The organism is Tolypothrix sp. PCC 7712, from assembly GCF_025860405.1.
Lineage (GTDB): Bacteria > Cyanobacteriota > Cyanobacteriia > Cyanobacteriales > Nostocaceae > Aulosira > Aulosira diplosiphon.
Genome location: NZ_CP063785.1, coordinates 1,774,238 through 1,796,856, shown reverse-complemented (window position 1 = coordinate 1,796,856; position 22,619 = coordinate 1,774,238). Strand labels below are relative to the sequence as shown.

The following is a 22,619-nucleotide window of genomic DNA, read 5'->3' as shown; positions in this document are numbered from 1 at the left end:
ATTAAGTCAGGCGATCGCGAATTTAGCATTATTTGGGATAGTGTAGGCCAATTTTAGGCATCTTTAAAACCTAATTTTGTGGACAAAGGCTTATGTATGTCATTTTCTAGTAGTTTTTTGCTTACGTTTGAACACCCAAATGAAAAATGCGATCACCAAGCTCCCAAGCACAATTTTTGATACAGGAGCAAGGTACTTGTCCACAAGTTCATACTGACTACCCAACAAATATCCTGAGTATGTTAGCAAACCTACCCAAGCAGCGCTACCTAAGGTAGTGTAAAATAGGAAATTTAGCAAGTTCATATTACTCATCCCTGCCGGTACAGAGATTAAAGTACGGATTCCCGGCACTAGACGACCAATAAATACAGCTTTATTACCTTGCTTGTAAAACCAGTTGTTGGCTTTAGTAATATCTTTACCAGAAATAGAAATCCATTTACCATGTTTGTCTGCTAAAGATTTCAAGCGCTTTTCACTTAAAAATTTTCCTGGGTAGTACCAGATGAGTGCGCCTAGTACAGAACCGATTAGTCCGGCGACAAATACACCTAAGATATTTAGCTTTGCCCCTCCTGGCTGATAGGGACTAGCTGTAAATCCTGCCAGTGGCATAATCAACTCTGAAGGAATCGGCGGAAAAAGGTTTTCTAAAAACATTAATAGAGCAATTCCCCAATAGCCTAGGGAGTTGATAGTATTAGTTATCCATTCGAGCATTTGGTTACTTCCTGCAAATACTACACCAGTGTGGTGGTTAAATTCAGCGTTAACTTTTTTAAACTTTATCGAAACTTAGGAATGTAGCTTGTTTTTCCTAAGCTTTGTGATTAATGCAGTCTGATATTAACTACGTATTACTTGGGCGTAGCTTAGCTCAGAGCAGCCGTCTCCTACCCTTACGGCTGTAAGGGCTTGTGCGCGGTTGAAGTCGCGTTCAAGGGTCAAGAGTCTAAAATTATCGGACTGAGAAATTGGGAATTTAGATTCACAAAAACCATCAAAAAATATATATGTGCCAGTTCTTTAAGCCCAAATTTAATTATTTGTGCTAGCTGGAACCTAGCTAGACTTAGTCGTAGTAAAACTAGAAATTTCACTGGCAATTTGGATTAAAAGAGTAAAGGTGAACACAAAAAACAAAAGTCAAAAATCTTGCGACTTTTGACTTTTGAATCTTGTTTAATTTTTAGACTGTCGGGGTGAGTGATTGCACTCTGGGTTCCGATTGCCAATCTAATGGGTTCCAAACCCGCTCTTCCAAAGCCATCTGCTCAATTAAACTGGCTAATCTTAAAGCTTTGAGAGCTTGTTCTCCGCCAACAGAAGGTTGATTTCCGCCATGTACACAGTTAACAAAATGTTCTAACTCTGCGCTGAGAGGTTGAATATTAGTGGTGTACACTTTCTCAATTACACCATCTTGGCGATAAAGTACTTGCCGATGATCGTTTAAAGAGCTGTTATTTGTTTGCCGATGAATTAAAATTTCATTCTTGAGAAAATCTGCCTCAGTGAATGAATTTTTGCAATGGGCAACAATCCGACGAATTTTCCTATGGGTCACTTTGCTGGCAGTTAAAGTAGCTACAATCCCATTAGCAAATCCTAAGGTAGCAGTCACGTAATCTAAATAACCAGAATCTAGGGCACGAGTACCACTAGCAGTTAACTTCACTACAGGGGAAGCAGCTAATTCTAGAAGTAAGTCAATGTCATGGATCATTAAATCCAGGACAACAGAAACATCGTTGGCTCGGTCTGAATAAGGACTCATCCGATGAGCTTCTATAGCTAGTAACTCTTCAGTTTTCAGCACTTTGCTCAGTTCGCGAAATGCTGGATTAAAGCGCTCAATGTGACCGACTTGGAGAATACACTGCGATTCAGCAGCAGCATTGACCAAGGATTCTGCCTCAGAAATACTTGCGGCAATTGGTTTTTCAATTAAAACGTGAATTCCCGCTAACAAACAGTTAATGCCCACGGCGTAATGTAGGCGAGTGGGAACAGCAACACAAACTGCTTCTACATGGGGCAAAAGGTCACAATAATCTTCAAAAAATTTGACCTTATATTTGCTAGCAGTTTCTAATCCTCGCTCGACATTAATATCTGAAACACCTACCAGTTCAACATCTTTCATTGAACTCAGGACTCTGGCGTGATGTTGCCCCATGTTACCCACCCCAATTACGCCTATGCGAATTGGTCGTGGTTGGTTGCGCTGTGTATATAGATTTGGTTCTGCTACTGACATGCTATCCTGCACTATGATTCTCTCCTCAACCACCAAATTTAGAGACGCTACGGTCGTTGGCCTTTATACTTAACTGCCAGTGACGATCCGTCTAAAACCATCCAGATGGTAACATAGAGGTTCTATTTATGAAGAATTTCAAAGTTTGTTATGGGTTCCCGCAATCTGAGTATCTTTTGTATAGTCAGTTCACCCTTGATAGATTTTTTACACCTTACACAAAATATCTGATGTCTTTTTATTAACTTAATAACCTAAGTAATACCTAAAGGTAATAATTATTTGGATCAATCAGAGATTGATAAATTGAAGTTAATAATTTTTTCTCAGTAAAATTACGAAAAAATGAAAATCCCACACTGAACTTTTGCCTGAAGAAAAATTGAAAAAATTTACTGATAAAGATCACCAATGATACACTTTAATAATTTTTACATAATTATCTGCAACTATTGCAGATTGTGAAGCGAATTTTCACGACACTAGTAGTAGATATTGACCTTTGAATTTTTAGGGCGTAAGAGAGATGCGATCGCCAACAGGAGTGCAAAGGCTCAAGCAATCAGATTTAGCGATTGAAAATCTCAAGATTAAATCCACGATGAAAGCTGTAATTCTGTTATCAGGGGGATTAGACTCTTCCACAATTCTGTACCAAGCCAAAGCTGATGGCTATGAGTGTCACGCTCTTTCCTTTGATTATCAACAGCGACATCAACGCGAGTTAGAGTCAGCTCGGTTAGTGGCGCAAAAAGCTGGAGTGGCTAAACATCAGGTAGTAAATTTCGACTTACGGCAATGGGGTGGTTCTGCGCTGACAGACAGTAGCATTGATTTACCAGAGGAACGTTCCCTAGATGAGATGTCGCAGAGTATTCCTGTCACCTATGTACCAGCCCGGAATACCATCTTTTTAAGTTTTGCCCTCGCCTACGCCGAAGCGATCGCAGCTGAACGCGTTTACATCGGTGTCAATGCCTTAGACTATTCTGGTTATCCTGATTGTCGCCCTGATTATATCCAAGCGATGCAAGAAGTTTTTCGCCTGGGAACCAAGCAAGGACGAGAAGGCGAACCTATTACTATCGCGGCACCTTTAATTAATCTGAAAAAGACCGAAATTATCCAGTTGGGTAATCAACTCGGCGTTCCCTGGGAACTCACTTGGTCTTGTTACGCTGGTGCGGATATCGCCTGCGGAGTCTGTGATTCCTGTCGCCTTAGGCTAGCAGCTTTTGCTGAATTAGGCTTGAAAGACCCAGTTGCTTATGTTTAGGGACTGGGGAACTCGGGGCCCCCTCTGGGGATAAGGGGTAATGGGGATTGGGGACTGGGAAAAGCAACGGGGCAGGGCGCAGGGGAAGAAATAATTAATGACAAACACCAATTACCAATTACCCATTACCAATGCCCAATGCCCCATGCCCAATGCCCCATGCCCCATACCCAATTCACCTATCGCCTTGCAAACGGCGGAGTTGAATTTGGTGTAAGCGGGGGCCAATGACGGAAACTACCGTAAATTCAAGATTCTCAAATAAGAAGGTTTCCCCTTTGGCGGGAATTTTTTGGAGGTGGTAGAGCAAAAAGCCCCCTAGTGTTTGATATTCCTTAGTTAGGGGCAAGTTTAAATCTAAAACTTGGTTGAGGTCTTCTAAGTTGATTTGTGCTTGTACTAGAAATGTCTGCTCATTTAACATTTGAATGAGCAAATCTTCAGCACTATCAAGTACGCCTGCACTACCAATAATTTCCGCTACTACATCTTGCAGCGTTACTAGTCCGACAATACCGCCAAATTCATTCACCACCATGACCATAGCTGGCTTTTCTTGCCGCATCATGGGCAGTAGTTCACTTAATGGGGTATGTTCTGGGACAAAGCGTGCTGGACGTATCCACGGTTGGATGGGTGATTCTAAAGTTAATTTTCCCACCGCCAAAGGTTGTGCTAAATCTTTAAAGTAAATAATGCCGCGAATGTCGTCTAAAGATTCGCCCATGATGGGATAGCGGGAGTGACCAGTAGAAGCCATTTCCTTGAGTAATCTTTGAAGGGTAGCGTCTCTGGGCAAAGCTACAATGCTGGTGCGCGGAATCATCACCTCTTGTGCCATCACATCCCCAAATTCAAAGACGTTATTGAGCAATTCGCGTTCTGAATGCTGTAAACCAGTTGATTCCCGTTCTGTAGAGATAATCAGCTGCAATTCCTCTGGAGTCACAGGTGGTCTCCAGCCTTGACCTGTGTATTCAATACCAAAGAGTCTTAACAGCCAGTGATTTGATTGGTTGAGAATCCAAATAAAGGGACTGAAAAAACGCACGATCGCTTTGACTGAAGGCCCCAAAAATCTTGATAGCTGTTCTGAGTACAGCATTGCTACCGATTTGGGGCAAAGTTCTCCTAAGACGATTTGCAGATAGGCTATTAAAAAAAATGTGATGGGGATAGATAAAGAATGAGCCATCAACAAACTCATTCGTTCAGGTAAAGGCCAGGATTTAAGCCATGTATCCACCAAAACCACAATCGAGCTTTCACCGATCCATCCCAGCGCCAAACTAGAAAGAGTAATGCCTAACTGGGTGGTAGATAGCAGTCTGTCAATACTACGTTGCAACATTTCCACAGCGATCGCAGGAATGTCACCAGCTTGGACTAACTGATGGATACGCGATCGCCGCACTGTCACCATTGAAAACTCAGCTGTGACAAAAAAAGCATTGATGGCAATCAGTAGCAGCACTGATAACAATCGCAGCCCCACATCTGTCCAAATTAAGCTAGGAAAAGCACTCACTGCTAAAGCTCGTGTACAACTACGCACCCACTCTGAAATTGACGATTTGAGATTCGGGAATTGGGGATAGTGGTTGCGCTGTTTCGCCATCCCTGGTGCCCAACTACCCCGGTTACAGCTATGTAAGGCTGATTAACTGGGTTTTATCTGAAAGCAAATTTTTTCAGTTAGTCTTCGCAGTTCTGTTGTCTAACAACTTGTCGCACTCTACTGCGAGTTCTTCTTGGCAGAGCAAAAAACTTTTTTAACAACTCACTAGACTTTTCCTCTCAAATTCCCAACTCAAATTCCCCATATCACAATTGTCTCGCTTATTTTGCTACAGGAATATTCAAAACTTCCAGCTTTAATTGTTGAGCAGGGTAATCGGTCAGCGCCAGTGAAACCTTTTGCACATCATCAAGTAGAGCGGTAGGAATACTAACTGTACCTGAAAAGGCTGGGCCATTTGCCGGTAACTCTGCTGGTAAACCCTCTGTACTAGCACTGAGAGTTCGCCCTTTGTCATCGGTAACATCTAAAAAGCTATACAAAAAGCGCACAGAATCAGCGCCTTTATTCTGCATCTTCACCTTTAATAGTAGATCTCCACCGGAATAGCGAGCAGATTGCACAGCGAGAGTTACGCCCTTGTTTTCAGCATTAATAGGAAATCCTTGCTGGGGTTTTTCCTCAGCTATTTCCTGGGGTTTTTCCTCTGGCTTCTGTTTACTATTGTTGGTTTCTTCATCATCTTCCTCTAGTTTTTCCGATTTAGCAGCTTTGGTCTTACCCTCAATTCTGGCCTTAACAATTTTTAGTATCTCTTCTTCTTTTAATAACGCTAAGGTTCCTTGCTGCGAGTTAGAGGACTTAGCACTGGTAAATTTGGTTGTAGGACGACCATCTGGTGTTGTTACCCCTTTAAGTGCTGAACTCCCTAGAGTAAACCCCCAAAACGCGCTCACAGAACCTGCCCCTAACATCAGGGTTAACAAAATTAACGTTAGAAGTACAGTGGAATTAATTTTCATCGCTGACAGGCTATTGCAGAATAATTCTCTTTTATTTAAACCGATTGAAGCTGTTGACTAAAGAAATCTCAAGTTTAAAGGATTTTGTGAGCGAATCAGAACTCTGTATCGCCTACAAGTCGTTTTATCCCTTGCCTTGATGATTAAAGTAATCTCATACTTTATACTTCATACTTCAGCCTTCCGTTGACCCCAATCCTTAAAAGAACTTAATCAATATTAGTCTGCACTATTCCGGAATCAAATTATGTAGTAAAAAAATCTGCTAAACTATCTTCGAGGGTACACGAGCTACCAAACTCACGCTACAATAAAAAATCGACCAGGGTTGGCCGAGCGGTTGAGGCAGCGAACTCATAATTCGCCCAAGGCAGGTTCAACTCCTGCACCCTGGATTTAATCAATACTGTAATTGTGAGCACTAAGCTACTAAGGGACTAGGAGCTAGAAAAACTACTATAGTCTCATAGCTAAGTTTTAACTAACTACTACCTACTTATCACTTAGCACTCAACACTCTTACCTTGTTGAAGTCTCGAAACGAAACTCAGTCCCCACTTTGAGCTGCTCGGCGTTTGCACGAGGAGACAATAGTAGTGATGTACCGTATGGGTTGGGTAAATCTGGGGTACGCAGGTAAGGGTCGTTAGTGGCTTGTTGGTTTAACATATCTCGATAAACACTATGGATTAATTCACCATCACGGGCAATTTCATTTTCTGGAAAGGAATTGCCAAAGGAACCAGCACCAACAAGGGAGTCTACTTGACGTTGTAAGCTGCGATTTTGATAGAAATTTGGATCGTGGCGGAAATAAGCTCGCTCCAGTGCCTCACTTGGCGTTTCATAATTAGGTGTTGCTGTTTGGGCGCTAGCCACAGAGGGAACAGCAATACTAGTAGCTAGCAGTAGTAAAAAAATACTTGGGGTCTGAAATTTTATACCCATATTCCCTACTCCTCAATTTTTGCGCGAATCTTAATTTATGCTTAAATTCAGAACTCTGATGAGTTCAACCTTTGGTGTAGCACAATTTATAACGTCTTGTAATGACTTATTCTACTGAAACCGCTAACCCTTCCAATATTTGGGCAGCTACTGCTGATTTGACCACCCTGCACCACAATTTACTAGATTTATTCTGTGAACTCGCTTATCAAGAGGGTGATTTTGTTCTGTCTTCTGGGTTACGTAGTTCTTATTACGTTAACAAGACGCAGGTAACACTACATCCCCAAGGCGCTTTAGCCGTCGGACGCTTACTGTTTCCTTTATTACCTGTAGATACTCAAGCTGTAGCTGGTTTAACCTTGGGTGCTGACCCCATTGTGACTGCAGTCAGTGTAGTTTCTGTCTATGAAAACCGCCCAATTCCAGCGCTAATTATACGTAAAGAAGCCAAAGGTTATGGAACGCGGGCTTATATTGAAGGGCCCAGTTTGCCAGAGGGTGCAAAAGTTGTAGTTTTAGAAGATGTGGTCACGACTGGGCAATCTGCGCTCAAAGCAGTCAACCGCCTCAAAGAAGCAGGTTATACCGTTGAGCAAGTAATTGCACTAGTAGATCGCCTACAAGGAGGCGCTGAGTTATATCAGTCAGCAGGATTAAAGTTTGAAGCGTTGTTCTCAATTGAGGAGATTCAAAAGCGGTATCGGGAATTAGGAAATTAGTTAGGTAATCAAGAATGCGAATCGCAAAATTGCTTTGTTGGTAATTAGCTGATAAAGAGTGCGATCGCATTCCTTGTATTATCTTTTTGAGTGAGTTTTGGTAAGTATTGATACAAATTAACTTTACTTACTTACTTATTTACAGATTAGCGATTAAATTTAAGACGGCTCTTAAAGGTTGGATTGCATGGGTGATGAGGGTGACATTCAACGTCAGCGTGAAGCTGTATTTCAGCCAGAATTTATAGAAGACTTAGAATACTGGGTTAGCAAAGACCGGAAAATGGCGCTTCGTATACTTAAAATAGTCAAGGAAATTTTACGAGATCCTTTTGAAGGCATTGGTAAGCCTGAACCGTTAAAATATGAGTATTCTGGATGCTGGTCGCGTCGTATCAATCAAGAGCATCGGCTTGTTTATCTAGTTAGCGAAGACAGAATAGATTTCCTCAAAGCTCGATATCATTACGAATAAGTATGTACTTTTAAAAAGGTAAAAAATTAGTCAAAATCGGTCAATTATTATGTCAATTAAAATAACATCAGAAGAAGCCGCTAAAAATTTAGATAGCATTTGTAATCAACTTATTGAGACTAATGAGGTAATCAGAATTAGCCGACCTGATGGTAAAAATGTTGTGTTAATTTCTGAAACTGAACTAGAAAGCTTACTAGAAACACTTTACTTACTTCGGTTTCCAGCAAACTCTACTCGTTTATTCACTGCTTTACAACGTGCAAAAGAAAAAATTGTTGAGCCTCAATCTGTTAGTGAATTATACGAAAGGTTAGGGCTAGAGGAAGATGATAAAAGTAGTGATATCAACTTAGCTAGTTAGCTAAAAATTTTATAAGCTAGATATATTAGTGTATATACAAGTTCACAAATGCTTGCCAATACTTAGTAGGGTGGGTGATGCACTTTATTCTTAACGCAATTATAAACTGGATGGCGCGTTACGCTACTTGCAAAAAATATCTCTACTCTTGTTCAAATTTGAATTAATCATAATCTTTCACTTTAAGTTTTTTGCAGGGTGGGCAATCTTAGATAATGTCTTTATAGCAATTTCTACCCGATCAAATAATAAAAATTTATAAAAGTCTATCTCTTAAGCTCAAAAATAGTTAATAGGATTGTTTTACCCTGTGATGTCAAAGCAATTTTTGAGGTTACATTGTAGATCCTGGAAGTTAGTAGGGTTGGCAATGCCCACCCTACTTGAGTAATTTACGATTGAGTAACCTTTTCTTTCGCCAAGAACTTCTCAAGTTCTGTCAGTGCATCAGCATCAACTTTGGTTTGCATAGGACAGAATTTAGGCCCACACATCGAACAAAACTCAGCAGTTTTATAAATATCTGCTGGTAGAGTTTCGTCGTGGTATTCTTTAGCTCTCTCTGGATCGAGTGATAATTCAAACTGACGATTCCAGTCAAAGTTATAACGGGCTTTAGACAATTCATCATCTCTATCTCTAGCACCTTGGCGATGTCTAGCGATATCTGCTGCATGTGCTGCGATTTTATAAGCAATTAAGCCATTACGCACATCTTCGGCATTGGGTAAACCTAAGTGTTCTTTGGGTGTGACATAGCACAACATTGCTGTACCATACCAACCAGCCATTGCGGCCCCAATAGCTGAGGTAATGTGGTCATAACCAGGAGCAATATCTGTTACCAATGGCCCCAGCACATAGAAAGGTGCTTCAGAACACTCTTCCATTTGTTTACGGACGTTGAACTCAATTTGATCCATTGGTACATGTCCAGGCCCTTCTACCATCACCTGTACGTTATCTTCCCAAGCTCTGCGAGTTAGCTGTCCGAGGGTTTTCAATTCTGCTAATTGTGCCGCATCTGAGGCATCATGAGTACAGCCAGGGCGTAGGGAATCGCCTAAACTGAAGGAGACATCGTACTTCTTGAAAATTTCAATGATGTCTCGGAAGTGCGTATAAAGGGGATTTTGTTTGTGATGATGCAGCATCCATCGCGCCAAAATACCGCCGCCACGAGAGACAATCCCAGTAATCCGGCTTCTGACTAAAGGTAAATGCTCAAGTAAAATTCCCGCGTGAATGGTTTGATAGTCTACCCCTTGCTGGGCGTGTTTTTCAATGACATGGAGAAAGTCATCAGGGGTGAGTTTTTCAATAGTGCCGTGAACGCTTTCTAAAGCTTGATAAACTGGCACTGTGCCAATAGGAACAGACGAAGCTTTGATGATAGCGGTACGAATTTCATCTAAGTTACCGCCGCCTGTAGACAAGTCCATCACGGTATCAGCACCATACTTCACCGCTAGTTTGAGCTTATCGACTTCTTCTTGAAGATTAGAAGAGTTGGGTGAAGCACCGATATTGGCATTTACCTTGCATTTAGAGGCAATGCCAATAGCCATTGGCTCTAAGTTGGTGTGATTAATGTTAGCAGGGATAATCATCCGCCCCCGCGCCACTTCCTCGCGAATGAGATCTGCAGGAAGATTTTCCCTCTGGGCGACGTAGTGCATTTCTTCGGTAATAACACCCTGACGCGCGTAGTGCATTTGAGTTACATTGCTCTGCCCACGCCGCTTGGCAACCCATTCTGTCCGCATATTAAATTCCTCGATAAACAGCTTCCCTCCGCTGGTATTACCCAGACTCAGGTGTTAAGGGTGTGATCTCAGCCTGGTTATTCGGGCACCCCTAGCATGGAAGTAGATTGTACCACCTTGCTTATGGCTGTGAGCAAGGCTGTTTACAATTCCTGAAGTGTATGGACTAAGTATTGATGGTTATTTATGGATAAGAATAGGGCATGGGGCATTGGGCACTGGGCATGGGAAAGACAGATTGTCATGCGTGCTGGTGTACACAGTTCATGATGACTCTTAGGGATGAGAGAGATGAGGGAGATGAGGGAGATGAGGGGTGACAAGGGGAAATAACAAACACCAAACACCCAAAACCAATTACCAATTACCAATTACCAAGTACTCAATGACAAATAACAAACACCAAATGACTTCTATATATAGATATATTCTTTTTCATAAACCTTATGGCGTTCTTAGCCAATTTACCCAAGAAACTCCCAAACACCGTACCCTCAAAGAATATATAGAGGTTGCTGATGTGTATCCAGTGGGGCGTTTGGATTGGGATAGCGAAGGGTTACTGTTGTTGACGAACAATGGACAGTTACAACATCGCTTGGCTAATCCAAAATTTGGGCATAAACGTACTTATTGGGCACAAGTAGAACGCATTCCGGATGTTGATGCTATAAATAAGTTGCAAACAGGTGTGAAGATTCAAGATTACCACACTCGTCCAGCACAAGTGCGTCTATTATCTGAAGAACCTCCGGTGTGCGATCGCAATCCGCCAATCAGATTTCGCAAAAATGTACCCACAGCCTGGCTAGAAATGACTCTCACTGAGGGTAAAAACCGTCAGGTACGGCGGATGACAGCAGCAGTAGGGTTTCCGACTTTACGGCTCATCAGGGTGAGTATCGCCCACTTGAAATTAGAGGGTTTACAACCAGGTGAGTGGCGTTCTCTCACTGAATCTGAACTGAAAATTTTACTAGTTTGAGGGGTTAAGCCCTTATTGTATTGCTAAAAAAAATCATTTATTAAGCATAACTATTAGTTAGCTATTTTTGAGCATTTCTGCTTACTCTCTACTCAGAGATTACTCAGCCATATCCTCCGGATTTGGATACTGTCATCCTGTATATAAAAAATTACTTTTTCCATCACAGGCATATCCAAATAAATGTATTTTGCTAAACATATTGAGCCATTTGTGCTTAATTAGAACTCAAAAACTCACTAAATGGGGATGATTTTTGTTACATAAGTTTTTACTTGTACCCTTTGACAAAAATCAATTCAGAAGCAGTATAATAATCTTTTTTTATTCCTGCCCATATCCACCTCAAAACCTTGGGTGCAAGTTATACAGTCTTATGAGCCGTAATCAGCAATCGATCTGGCATAAAAATCGCCATCAACAAGATATCTTGTCTGCAAAATCTGCGCGCTTAGAACTTGTGTCTGAACGAGCCGAAGATTTAGAACTTTGCACAGCAGAAACCCTGCTTCCTACCCAAGAGGAATTAACTTTGTATCGTAGGCTGTATGAAAATATTCCTTCTGTATATTTCAGTTTAGATATTACAGGAATTATTCTATCTGTGAATAAATTTGGTGCTAACAGCCTTGGTTACAGTGTGGAAGAATTGATTGATCAGTCTGTTTTGAACTTGTTTGAACATTCCGACAAGCAAAAGTTATCTGATGCATTAGGGGAATTAGTAAAAACTGCATCTTTTAGCGAGGTTTCTAAATGGGAGTTGCGTTTAAATTGTCCGGTTAGCGAGATTGTATGGGTAAAGGTTGTAGCAAGGTTATTACCTGCTGATGATGGATTTTCTCATCTAGACTTAAGCTCAACAGATAAACATCAACAAAAGCATCCGCAAATTCTGATGGTGTTGGAAGATATCACTACTCATAAACAAGCGGAAGATGCTTTACGAGAAAGTGAACAACGCTTTCATTCTATGGCGAATACTGCACCAGTCATGTTGTGGATGACAGGATGTGATGGACTGTTTACCTTTTTTAATCAATCCTGGTTAAAGTTTACTGGACGTAGCATGGAGCAACAGCAAGGTTTAGGCTGGCTAGAAGGAGTCCATCCACAAGAGCAAGATTTCTGCCAAGACATCTATGATTCCGCTTTTCATGCTAGAGCTAAATTTGAGATGGAATATCGGCTGAAGCGCCATGATAATGAATATCGTTGGGTGTTAGATACAGGTATTCCTCGGTTTACCCCCAATGGTAAATTTGTCGGCTACATTGGCTGTTGTATAGATATTACAGAGCGCAAATCAGCAGAAGTTGCTCTCAAACATAGTCAAGAATCAGTGCAAGCGCAGTTAGAGGAAATGGAAAGCCTCAATCGCCTCAAAGATGAATTTCTCAGTACTGTATCGCACGAACTACGCACGCCATTAACGAATATGAAAATGGCAATTCAAATGTTGGGTATAGCACTCAATCAAGAGCAAAACTTTTTCTTGGAGATGGAAAAGCCACAGACAGAACGCTCTAAGGCAGCTCGCTATTATGACATTTTAGACAACGAGTGCGATCGCGAAATTAATCTCATTAGTAATTTCTTAGATTTACAAAGGCTAGATAATAATACAAAGCCCTTGGTACTGGAAACTGTTCAAGTACAGCAATGGCTGTGGCGGGTAGTAGAACTATTTAAAGCACGTAACCGCAACTCTTGTCAGCAAAAGCTACGCCTCAGCATCGCTAACAGTCTGCCTTTATTAACTTGCGATCCATTCAGTCTAGAGCGTATTCTAATCGAACTACTCACAAACGCCTGTAAATTCAGCCCTCCCGATGCCGAAATTACAATTTCTGCTCAAATGAAATCGCAAAATATGCAATTCCAGGTAATTAATTCGGGTGTAGAAATTCCCAGTTATGAATTACCACGGATTTTCGATAAATTTTATCGCATTCCCAGTAATGACCCGTGGAAGCAAGGTGGCACAGGATTGGGTTTAGCACTAGTACAAAAACTTACCAAACTTTTAGGAGGAACAATCGAAGTTGAAAGTGGGTCAAACCGTACCTGTTTTGCGATTCAATTACCATTGAGTAATGAGGTGTGAGGGAAATTAAACAATGGGCGTTTGGTATTTGGGATTTGGTGTTTTTCCCCTGCTGACCCTACTCCCCTGCACCATTGTTAGATAAATTAGCTGGCTGAAATCTGAAATATTAGGCTAATATGCGTCACAATTAATACTGCCACCAAAATTTAATAGTGACCACAATTTCTGAGCGGTCTACTGTAGGCAGGGGTAGCCAGTTGTGGCACTTTGGATCTAAGTGGCAAGAAGCACCTTGGAATGGGAATGAGGAACTTCCACTATGCTGATTTGCCCTCAGTGTAAATTTGAAAACTTGAACTCTAACAAATTCTGCCAAAACTGTGGTACATCCTTGACCCACAAGGTCTGTCCGGAATGCAGTACCTCTGTACCTATCAACGCACTAAATTGTCCCAATTGTGGTACAGAATGCGGAACTGTTTGGTGGGCAATAATTGCCAAAGCTGCTACTGCAGAAGCGGAAATTGCTACTCAAAACAGTACAGAAAATGAGGCAGGAGAAGAAGCAGCAATATCTGCTGTATCTCCTGTGCCAAATAGCCTTCAGCTTACAGTAGGCTCTTATTTAGACTTAGAACAGCGTTATCAATTATTAGAAGCATTACCAAATTTAGAAGCACTTCCCGTCAACACGGAAATATGTATTAAGGTATTAGACTGTCAACCATATCAAATTTCACCCCTTGAGGCCATATTAGGAAATTGGCAAAAGGGTTTAGTTACACCATCTGTAGAAGCCAGTGGTATTCCCCACCTTGCTAAACCTTATATAGCATTACAAGCCCAAGTAAACCCAGGGATACCGCCAATTCATGATGCATGGCAGCAAGGTGAAATGCAGGTGATAGTCATCCAAGACCGCTCACATTTGCCGCGTTTACTTGACTTGTGGCAAGAAAACACCACCAGTTCACTACAAATAATTCACTGGTGTTATCAGATGACCCAATTGTGGACAGTACTAGAACCAGTGAATTGTCGTCATAGCCTTTTGGATTTGGCGAATTTGCTCTTGGATGAAGACCAAACCCTGACCCTAGGACGTTTATATCAAGAATCATCTAATATTCAAGTCTCTAGTGATCTGACAGCAGATTTAGCAGACCAGACATCCGATCAACCAGAGCAGCCTTTAACAATTAAAGCATTGGGGCGAGTTTGGCAGGCATTATTTAGGCAGTCTCAACGCACTCAATTTGGCTCTGTAGTTCAGATGTTAGGAGATTTGGAAATCGGTAAAATTGAGACGATCGCACAATTGCGATCGCGTCTAGAAGAAATGTCTACTGAATTAGTAGCACCAACTATTGAAACTTTGCCGCCGAAAGAGGAAAAATATCCCACTGCGCCAACTATGCTGCAATTTGATGACTCAGAGGATTTCAGTTCCAGAAATGATGATATGCCCACAGTGGTGCTACCAATGCAGCTAAGTAGCCTGCAAGACGCGGGTGCTACTGATGTTGGCAGACAACGTCATCATAATGAAGATTTCTTTGGCATTGAAACCAAGATTAATAAACTAGAGTTACCTAAAACTAGAGTTCTACAAGCCCGTGGTTTGTATATTCTCTGTGATGGTATGGGTGGTCACGCTGGCGGCGAAATAGCTAGTGAGTTGGCGGTTACGACCCTGCGAGAATATTTTCAAGAACACTGGGTTAATAATCAGCTACCAAGCGAAGAGAGCATCCGGGATGCAGTATACCTAGCAAATCAGGCAATTTATGACCTAAATCAAAAAGATGCCCGTTCTGGAGTTGGGCGCATGGGTACTACTCTAGTCATGCTCTTAATACAGGATAGTCACGCCGCCGTAGCTCATGTGGGAGATAGCCGCCTCTATTGCGTCACTCATAAGCGGGGGCTGGAACAAATCACCGTAGATCATGAAGTAGGTCAACGGGAGATTAGCAGAGGCGTAGAGCCTAGCGTTGCTTATGCCCGCGCCGACGCTTACCAACTTACCCAAGCTTTAGGGCCCCGTGACGAACACTCAATTAATCCCGATGTCGATTTTTTCGAGATTAATGAAGATACCTTATTCATCCTAGCTTCGGACGGTTTATCGGATAATGATTTATTAGAAATACATTGGCAGACGCACCTCAAACCTCTACTCGGCTCTGGTACTAACCTAGAGTCCGGCGTAATAGACTTAATTGATTTAGCAAACCAATACAACGGCCATGACAATATTACAGCTATACTGATTCGGGCTAAAGTGCGTCCCAATTTAGACAGCCAAAAATAAATATGAATTATGAAGTATAAATTTTTAATTCTAATGACTGTAATTTCCTAAAATGAACTGTAGCTAATGCTCAGTTACATATCCGTTGTTAAACTTTAACCTTCATCCTTTATCTTCGTATTGTGGTTACTCTGACACTGCTAGAACCGCAACAAAAAACGCCGCTTAAGCAATGGTATTTCGAGAATTCCTCTGTGATTCGCATTGGACGTGCGGCGGATAACGATGTTGTTTTAACTGATAGCTTAGTTTCTCGCTATCATCTAGAACTCAAACAAGTTAGTTCTGTTAAAAGTGGTGGTTTGTGGCAAGTAATTAGTCAAGGCACAAATGGCACTTTCTTAAATGGTGTGCTTGTGACCCAGAATCAGCTACCAGATAATTCTCTGTTACAACTAGCACAGGGAGGCCCAATACTCAAATTCCAACTGCAAGAGGTAACAGCACCAGACTCTTGGTTGCGGCAAACAGAACTACCAGGCTCAATGGAAAAAACCCTCTCGCCTGGATCTGTTCCCTGCACCCATGAAGGTAACTCTCCCAATAATTTGTTTTGCATCCATTGCGGTCAGCCTTTATCAGTACAAAAGACAATCCGCCAGTATCAAGTCTTACGAACACTTGGACAAGGCGGGATGGGTACTACCTATTTAGCTTGGGATGCAACAGGTGTGACTGCTAAACACCCACAATTGTTGGTGTTAAAGCAGATGAATGCCGATATGGTGAAAATTGCTAAAGCTCAAGAATTATTTGAGCGAGAAGCACATACTTTAAAATCCTTGCACCATGAAGGAATTCCCAAATATTACGACTTCTTTGTGGAAGGTGGCAAAAAATATTTGGCAATGGAATTAGTTCACGGACAGGATTTAGAAAAACGAATTTATACAACTGGGCCTGTGACACCCAATCAAGCGATCGCTTGGATGATCCAAACCTGCGATATTTTAGACTATCTCCACAGCCAACAACCACCACTAATTCACCGGGATATTAAACCAGCGAATTTAATGGTGCGAAGTTCTAATAATCGCATAGTTGTGCTAGATTTTGGCGCTGTCAAAGAAATTGGCACAGCACCAGGTACTCGCATTGGTGCAGAGGGTTACTGCGCTCCCGAACAAGAACGCGGACAACCCCTGACTCAATCCGATTTGTATGCTATCGGCCCAACCTTAATTTTTTTACTGACAGGTGAAAACCCGTTCAAGTTTTACCACCAACGAGGACGACATTTCCGGTTTGAAGTAGCTAGTGTACCTACAATCACGCCCCAATTAAGAGAGGTGATTGATCGCGTCACAGAGCCATTGCCGCGCGATCGCTATCAAACTGCGAAAGAACTGGCTACAGCATTAGCTACTTGCCGATAAATTAAGTAAATAAGCATCAGGTCTGAAGGTTGAAAATTCATCCTTCATCCTTTATTCTTCCTCGTCCCAAGCTTCCACTGCTAACAATTCGCTGATTGGATCTTGCATAGTAAATCCAAAATCTAACAGTTCTTGTTTCCAGTGTGGCCAATCGTTGCCATAGAGCAAAGCGATCTTCCAAATGCTATCAGTTGGCTTGATAATATTTGATTCTACGAGTGATTGCACGTTACGCTGCAATTTCACCATTGGGTGAATTACTTGCTGAGTCATAACCTCGATTTAATTCAGATTTTGTTTAGTAAATGCTTAATCAAAACTGCTTTCCGTTTTGTAAATGCTACCGATGCGTAGAGCGTTCTAATCTGGCAAAGCTAGTCTTAACTATTTAACTATACCATAACTTACTCTACTAAATTAGCGGTCTATCGGTTTTGTACGGTAATTACCACCACAAAACAAAGATGCCTATCGCACAGTCATCGTAGACATTGAAAGCACAAAACAGCCGTCCTCATCAATGCATGGATCACATAAGCAAACACGACTTGTAAAACTGTATTGGTTTTAGTCAACGGAATATTTGCAAATTTTGAAAAACCCATACAATACGGGTAGTTGAGAATTTTTATTGTGCAAGAGCAAAACAATTTTACCGTTTTGTATTTGCATCTTATATAGAATATCGCAAACATCTAAACTTCAACAATCAGATTGCAAATCTTTATAAAACTTTCATGATGCTGCTCAATTGCGATCGCGCAACAGTATCCTAGCTTACGGTTTGCATATATCAAAATCTTGCTAAAGATAGATAGAGTGAATAGCTCTCATAAATCCATAACTCATGCCAATACTATTGATGTGTGATTTTGGCAGAGAATGCGATCGCTAGTAAAGCTGCTGTGTTGCTTGATTGAGGGAAGGCGATCGCAACCTAAAATCATTAATGTTCTACTGGATTAGCATAAATAACATCAAATATTCAAAATCTACCTTTGAATTTTGTGTAAAACATTTTTTCCTCAGATGATAGTTTGCTGTGAGCCGTGGGTATCCTCATATCGGGAGGGCTGGTATCACCTAAGTATTTACCACAGCATTCATTAAGTATGGCTAGTTCAGGGGAAGACTACCTCATTAATCGCAAAAAACAAATTAAGCGACGACAAAAGTTGCTTACATTTATATCTCTAGGATCGTTCTTAGGTTCTATTGGGTTTTCGGCGTTTCCTGTGATTCAAAAGGCTATTCAGCCGTCTAAGACAGTAGTTGCATCTCCAGATTCTGCACTAAAACAGCGAGAAAAGGGTTTTGCACTGGTTTTGCAACGAGAACCAGACAATCAAGTGGCTTTGCAGGGATTGGTAAATGTGCGCTTAGGTTTAAAAGATACTCAAGGTGCAATTCAACCCTTAGAGAAGTTAGTCCAGTTGAGTCCTGATAATCAAAATTACAAAGTTTTATTAGAGAAATTGAAGAAAGAACAAGTCAAAGGTAATTCCCAAACTAATAAACAGTCTAAACCTAACTAATACTATTGACTCAAGCATCATCTAAGTATGTAATTTAGATTTTGTGCGCTCATGAGAGCCTCAAAATAGACTAAATTCACAGAAAAAATACTGTTCAGCAATTAATAATTACTCTAATTTTTAGATAGATATAATGAAAAAAACCAAGCAGTTACGACAAATTATTAATTCAAAAACTCTTGAGTTTTTAATAGAAGCTCATAATGGTTTAAGCGCTAAAATTGGACAAGAATCAGGATTTAAAGGCATTTGGGCGAGTGGGCTTTCTATATCTTCAGCAATGGGAGTTAGAGATAATAACGAAGCCAGTTGGACACAAGTCCTAGAAGTACTTGAATTCATGTGCGATACTACTTCGATACCAATTCTCTTAGATGGAGATACGGGTTACGGTAATTTTAATAATGTTCGTCGTCTAGTCAAAAAATTAGAGCAAAGAGGAATTGCTGGTGTTTGTATAGAAGACAAAGTTTTTCCAAAAACGAATAGTTTTATTAATGGCGCAACACAACCATTAGCCAATATAGAAGAATTCTGCGGAAAAATTAAAGCGGCTAAAGATGCTCAGTCTGATGAGGATTTTGTCGTGATTGCCAGAATTGAAGCTTTGATTGCAGGTTGGGGTTTACCAGAAGCCCTCAAACGGGCTGATGCTTATCATCAAGCTGGGGCTGATAGCATTTTAATTCATAGTTCTTTGAGAACTGCCGATGAGATTTTAGCTTTTAAGCAAGAGTGGGGGGATCGCTGTCCTGTTGTTATTGTTCCAACTAAATATTATACAACTCCTACTCAAGTCTTTCGGGATTATCAATTTTCAGTTGTCATCTGGGCTAATCAGATTTGTCGAGCAGCTATCACAGCTATGCAGCAAGCCGCAAAAAGGATTTTTACAGAAGAAAGTTTATTAACTATTGAAGAAGAGATTATTTCAGTAGCCGAAGTTTTTAGATTGCAAGGAGCCTTAGAATTACAAGAAGCAGAGAAACGTTATTTGCCTCAAAATCAGAAAGGTATTGCAGCTTTGTTATTAGCTGCATCAAGAGGTATAGAGTTTGGGCAACTTACTGCAGATAAGCCCAAGTGTATGCTGGAATTAAAAGGCGAACCTTTACTGTCTCAAGTTGTGAATAATTACCGCACAATTAGCATCAAAGATATTACAGTAGTGCGAGGCTATAAAAAAGAAGCTATTAATTTGCAGAATCTAAATTATGTTGATAATGATAATTATGACTCTAGTGGAGAACTGATGTCTCTCTATTTAGGGTTAGAAGGAATATCTGCAAAAAATCAAGATTTAATTATTGGTTATGGAGACGTACTCTTCAAAAAATATGTATTACAGCTTTTATTAGATAGCGAACAAGATTTTGTAATAGTTGTTGATGCTGATAGTAAAGCGCATTTAAATTCTGTCAGACCGGACTATGTAAAATGTACGTTACCGAATTCTCAACAAGCATTCTATACAGATGTATATTTACAACAAATTAATAGTCAAATTTCTCCAGAACAAATTTGTGGAATATGGACAGGTCTTTTCAAGGTTTCCAGTGCAGTTCAAAATATTCTGCGGGATACTATCAAAACTTTATTAATTGAAGATGAAATACAAGAGCAAGGAAGAATACCACAATTAATCAATGAATTAGTGCATCTTGGCTATGTTATTCATGTAATTTACATTAAAGGAAATTGGTTAGATGTAGATGAAATTCAAGATATGATTACAGCTGGGGGTTTCTAATGATACCTGCTAAAACTTTTATTCAAGCTACACAAAGTTTAGGATTTGCGTTATATACAGGTGTTCCTTGTTCCTATCTCACTTCTTTTATTAACTATGTAATTGATGACTCTGCTTTACGCTATGTCGGTGCAGCGAATGAAGGTGATGCAGTCGCAATTGCATCAGGAGCAGAATTAGCAGGAGTTCCTAGTATTGTCATGTTTCAAAATTCAGGTTTAGGCAATGCGGTGAACCCGTTAACCTCTCTTAATCAAATTTTTAAAATCCCAATTCTGATGATAGTAACTTGGCGTGGTCAACCTGATGGTGACAAAGATGAACCGCAACATCAGATGATGGGAGAAATTACTCCCCAATTGCTGGAACTGATGCAAATACCTTGGGAATATTTCCCCACAGAGGTTGATGAAATTCAGCCTACTTTAAAGCGTGCAGTGCAAATAATGAGGATTGAACAAAAACCTTACGCTTTAGTAATGAAAAAAGGTTCAATCGAAACTTGTTCCCTTAATTCTGTCCTCAAGGTTAAGTCTTATTCGTTAACGGCAAATACTGCAGAATTAGAAGGAGAAGCAAGTTTTAGCCGCCATGAAATGCTCAAAAATATTCAAAATTATATGAGTTCTAATGATATTTTATTAGCGACCACAGGTTATTGTGGTCGTGAACTCTATTCTATTGCAGATAATGCATCCCAATTTTATATGGTTGGGTCGATGGGATGCGTTTCAAGTTTAGGATTGGGTATAGCAATTAGTAAACCCCAACAGCGTGTAATTGTTTTGGATGGAGATGGAGCAGCACTAATGCGTTTAGGTGCATTAGCTACTATTGGTTATGAACGTCCAGCAAATTTGCTCCACATTTTACTTGACAATCAATGCCATGAATCTACTGGCGGTCAATCTACTGTTTCGCATTCTATTAATTTTAGTGCGATCGCATCAGCTTGCGGTTATCAAAAAGTTGCTTGTATATATACTCCAGAAGAGCTAGAAAATTACTTAAAATCACCTTCCAAAGAACTAACTTTCCTGCACATTAAAATCAAACCTGGTATCCCAGAACAACTACCTCGCCCCAAAATTACACCGCCAGAAGTGGCTCAACGTTTACGAGAATTTTTACAAAATAAATGACTATCAACCATCGTAATATTCTACTTAATCCTGGCCCTGTAACACTAAGCGAGAGAGTTCGCCAAGCTTTGCTTAGAGAAGATTTGTGCCATCGAGAGCCAGAATTTGCTCAATTGATGTTAGACATTAAAAGTCGCTTAGTTAGTGTATATCCAGAAGCTGTAGGAAATTATGAAGCTATTGTACTCACAGGTTCAGGTACTTGTGCAGTAGAAGCCATGCTATCAAGCCTGATACCACAATCAGGAAAAGCTTTGATTGTTACCAATGGTGTTTATGGTGAACGCATGGCCAAAATGGTGAAAATCCATCAGAAAAATTTGGTAGTAGTCACATCGCCTTGGGAAGAGCCAATGAATTGCGATGCAGTAGAGCAGCATCTAACCCAAGATTCTAGCTTTACTCATGTTGTTGCTGTTCACCATGAAACCACAACAGGAAGATTAAATGATATAGCCAAATTAGGCGAAATTTGTCGAAGTCGAAATGTTGCTTTGTTACTAGATTGCGTGTCCAGCTTTGGTGCAGAAAACATCCAATTTTCTGAGTGGAATTTAGAAGCTTGTGCTGCAACTGTTAATAAATGCTTACATGGTGTACCCGGATTATCATTTGTACTGACTAAAAAATCTGTATTTGAGTCTCGTTATACAGCAGCATCCAGTCTATATCTTGATATTTATGGCTATCACCAACAACAGCTAGAAGGTTATTCTCCTTTTACTCAATCTGTTCAAGTTAGCTATGCTTTACAGGAAGCCTTAAAAGAATTAGAAGAGGAAGGCGGATGGCAAAGTAGAAATGAATTATATAAAAACCGCTCACAAATTATTCAAAATAGTTTGCAATCTCTAGGAATAAGAACATTATTAAATTATGCTGACTATTCTTGCGTTTTAAAATCCTATCGATTACCGCCTGATTATTCGTACTACGATATACATAAGCAGTTAAAAAAACATAAATTTATAATATATGCTGGACAGGGTGGTCTAGAAAAAACTATATTTAGGATTGCTAATATGGGCAATATTTATCACAGTGAAATTCAAGAACTAATTCAATGTTTTGAAAAATTATTTTTAGCCAAAGCAATTAAATTATAAAGGTAT

At 40.4% G+C, this 22,619-nt stretch carries 19 protein-coding genes, 1 tRNA gene and 1 riboswitch; of the genes, 13 read left to right on the top strand and 7 right to left on the bottom strand.

The genetic code is table 11. The annotated features are described in order from the left end of the window. Positions 1 to 99: 99 nt before the first annotated feature. Positions 100 to 723, bottom strand: a complete 624-nt coding sequence (locus HGR01_RS07270) for a DedA family protein (protein WP_045869120.1) — start codon at positions 721 to 723, stop codon at positions 100 to 102. Between the two features lie 469 nt (positions 724 to 1,192). Continuing rightward, a complete protein-coding gene (locus tag HGR01_RS07265) occupies positions 1,193 to 2,275 on the bottom strand; it encodes a Gfo/Idh/MocA family protein (protein ID WP_045869121.1) in 1,083 nt (360 codons plus the stop codon). 589 nt (positions 2,276 to 2,864) lie between these two features. Between HGR01_RS07265 and queC the strand changes: the two genes are divergently transcribed. Then, complete coding sequence (gene queC / locus HGR01_RS07260) at positions 2,865 to 3,539, top strand: 7-cyano-7-deazaguanine synthase QueC (RefSeq protein ID WP_194007718.1); 675 nt, start codon at positions 2,865 to 2,867, stop codon at positions 3,537 to 3,539. Between the two features lie 175 nt (positions 3,540 to 3,714). Here the strand turns inward: queC and HGR01_RS07255 are convergent, their stop codons facing one another. Together HGR01_RS07255 and HGR01_RS07250 are read right to left on the bottom strand one after the other, a co-directional pair. Next, positions 3,715 to 5,067: a hemolysin family protein gene (locus HGR01_RS07255; RefSeq protein WP_235623033.1), complete on the bottom strand. Its 1,353-nt coding sequence runs from the start codon at positions 5,065 to 5,067 to the stop codon at positions 3,715 to 3,717. A gap of 311 nt (positions 5,068 to 5,378) precedes the next feature. Continuing rightward, positions 5,379 to 6,080, bottom strand: coding sequence for a hypothetical protein (locus tag HGR01_RS07250; RefSeq protein WP_045869122.1), 702 nt, complete (start codon positions 6,078 to 6,080; stop codon positions 5,379 to 5,381). Between the two features lie 322 nt (positions 6,081 to 6,402). On the opposite strand from HGR01_RS07250, the gene HGR01_RS07245 reads away from it, so the two are divergent. Next, a tRNA-Ile gene (locus HGR01_RS07245) sits at positions 6,403 to 6,475 on the top strand. Positions 6,476 to 6,599: 124 nt separating this feature from the next. On the opposite strand, the gene HGR01_RS07240 is transcribed toward HGR01_RS07245, so the two are convergent. Then, positions 6,600 to 7,028: a hypothetical protein gene (locus tag HGR01_RS07240; protein ID WP_045869123.1), complete on the bottom strand. Its 429-nt coding sequence runs from the start codon at positions 7,026 to 7,028 to the stop codon at positions 6,600 to 6,602. Between the two features lie 101 nt (positions 7,029 to 7,129). Between HGR01_RS07240 and pyrE the strand changes: the two genes are divergently transcribed. The 3 genes from pyrE (at position 7,130) to HGR01_RS07225 (ending at position 8,589) form a co-directional block, all read left to right on the top strand. Continuing rightward, positions 7,130 to 7,750: an orotate phosphoribosyltransferase gene (pyrE, locus tag HGR01_RS07235; protein ID WP_045869124.1), complete on the top strand. Its 621-nt coding sequence runs from the start codon at positions 7,130 to 7,132 to the stop codon at positions 7,748 to 7,750. 187 nt (positions 7,751 to 7,937) lie between these two features. Next, positions 7,938 to 8,225: a Txe/YoeB family addiction module toxin gene (locus HGR01_RS07230; RefSeq protein ID WP_045869125.1), complete on the top strand. Its 288-nt coding sequence runs from the start codon at positions 7,938 to 7,940 to the stop codon at positions 8,223 to 8,225. A 49-nt stretch (positions 8,226 to 8,274) separates the two neighbouring features. Further along, entirely contained in the window at positions 8,275 to 8,589 is a 315-nt protein-coding gene (locus tag HGR01_RS07225) for a type II toxin-antitoxin system Phd/YefM family antitoxin (protein ID WP_045869126.1), read from the top strand. A gap of 392 nt (positions 8,590 to 8,981) precedes the next feature. On the opposite strand, the gene thiC is transcribed toward HGR01_RS07225, so the two are convergent. Then, a complete protein-coding gene (thiC, locus tag HGR01_RS07220) occupies positions 8,982 to 10,355 on the bottom strand; it encodes a phosphomethylpyrimidine synthase (RefSeq protein WP_045869127.1) in 1,374 nt (457 codons plus the stop codon). A gap of 6 nt (positions 10,356 to 10,361) precedes the next feature. Next, positions 10,362 to 10,458, bottom strand: a riboswitch (TPP riboswitch). A 303-nt stretch (positions 10,459 to 10,761) separates the two neighbouring features. Here thiC and HGR01_RS07215 point away from each other — a divergent pair. The 4 genes from HGR01_RS07215 (at position 10,762) to HGR01_RS07200 (ending at position 17,080) form a co-directional block, all read left to right on the top strand. Then, a complete protein-coding gene (locus HGR01_RS07215) occupies positions 10,762 to 11,340 on the top strand; it encodes an rRNA large subunit pseudouridine synthase E (RefSeq protein ID WP_045869635.1) in 579 nt (192 codons plus the stop codon). 376 nt (positions 11,341 to 11,716) lie between these two features. Further along, positions 11,717 to 13,447: a PAS domain-containing sensor histidine kinase gene (locus HGR01_RS07210; protein ID WP_045869128.1), complete on the top strand. Its 1,731-nt coding sequence runs from the start codon at positions 11,717 to 11,719 to the stop codon at positions 13,445 to 13,447. A 262-nt stretch (positions 13,448 to 13,709) separates the two neighbouring features. Further along, positions 13,710 to 15,704 (top strand): serine/threonine phosphatase, encoded by a 1,995-nt coding sequence (locus HGR01_RS07205; RefSeq protein WP_045869129.1) that lies wholly within the window; start codon positions 13,710 to 13,712, stop codon positions 15,702 to 15,704. A gap of 122 nt (positions 15,705 to 15,826) precedes the next feature. Next, positions 15,827 to 17,080, top strand: coding sequence for an FHA domain-containing serine/threonine-protein kinase (locus tag HGR01_RS07200; RefSeq protein ID WP_045869130.1), 1,254 nt, complete (start codon positions 15,827 to 15,829; stop codon positions 17,078 to 17,080). 51 nt (positions 17,081 to 17,131) lie between these two features. On the opposite strand, the gene HGR01_RS07195 is transcribed toward HGR01_RS07200, so the two are convergent. Beyond that, complete coding sequence (locus tag HGR01_RS07195; protein WP_045869131.1) at positions 17,132 to 17,353, bottom strand: DUF4327 family protein; 222 nt, start codon at positions 17,351 to 17,353, stop codon at positions 17,132 to 17,134. An 839-nt stretch (positions 17,354 to 18,192) separates the two neighbouring features. Here HGR01_RS07195 and HGR01_RS07190 point away from each other — a divergent pair. From HGR01_RS07190 to HGR01_RS07175, 4 genes are all read left to right on the top strand, one after another. Next, positions 18,193 to 18,615, top strand: a complete 423-nt coding sequence (locus HGR01_RS07190; protein ID WP_045869132.1) for a tetratricopeptide repeat protein — start codon at positions 18,193 to 18,195, stop codon at positions 18,613 to 18,615. Positions 18,616 to 18,748: 133 nt separating this feature from the next. Further along, positions 18,749 to 20,365: a phosphoenolpyruvate mutase gene (aepX, locus tag HGR01_RS07185; protein WP_045869133.1), complete on the top strand. Its 1,617-nt coding sequence runs from the start codon at positions 18,749 to 18,751 to the stop codon at positions 20,363 to 20,365. Beyond that, positions 20,365 to 21,507 (top strand): phosphonopyruvate decarboxylase, encoded by a 1,143-nt coding sequence (gene aepY, locus HGR01_RS07180; RefSeq protein WP_045869134.1) that lies wholly within the window; start codon positions 20,365 to 20,367, stop codon positions 21,505 to 21,507. Before aepX ends, aepY begins: the two co-directional genes overlap by 1 nt. Then, positions 21,504 to 22,613, top strand: a complete 1,110-nt coding sequence (locus tag HGR01_RS07175) for a 2-aminoethylphosphonate aminotransferase (RefSeq protein ID WP_045869135.1) — start codon at positions 21,504 to 21,506, stop codon at positions 22,611 to 22,613. Before aepY ends, HGR01_RS07175 begins: the two co-directional genes overlap by 4 nt. Positions 22,614 to 22,619 lie beyond the last annotated feature (6 nt).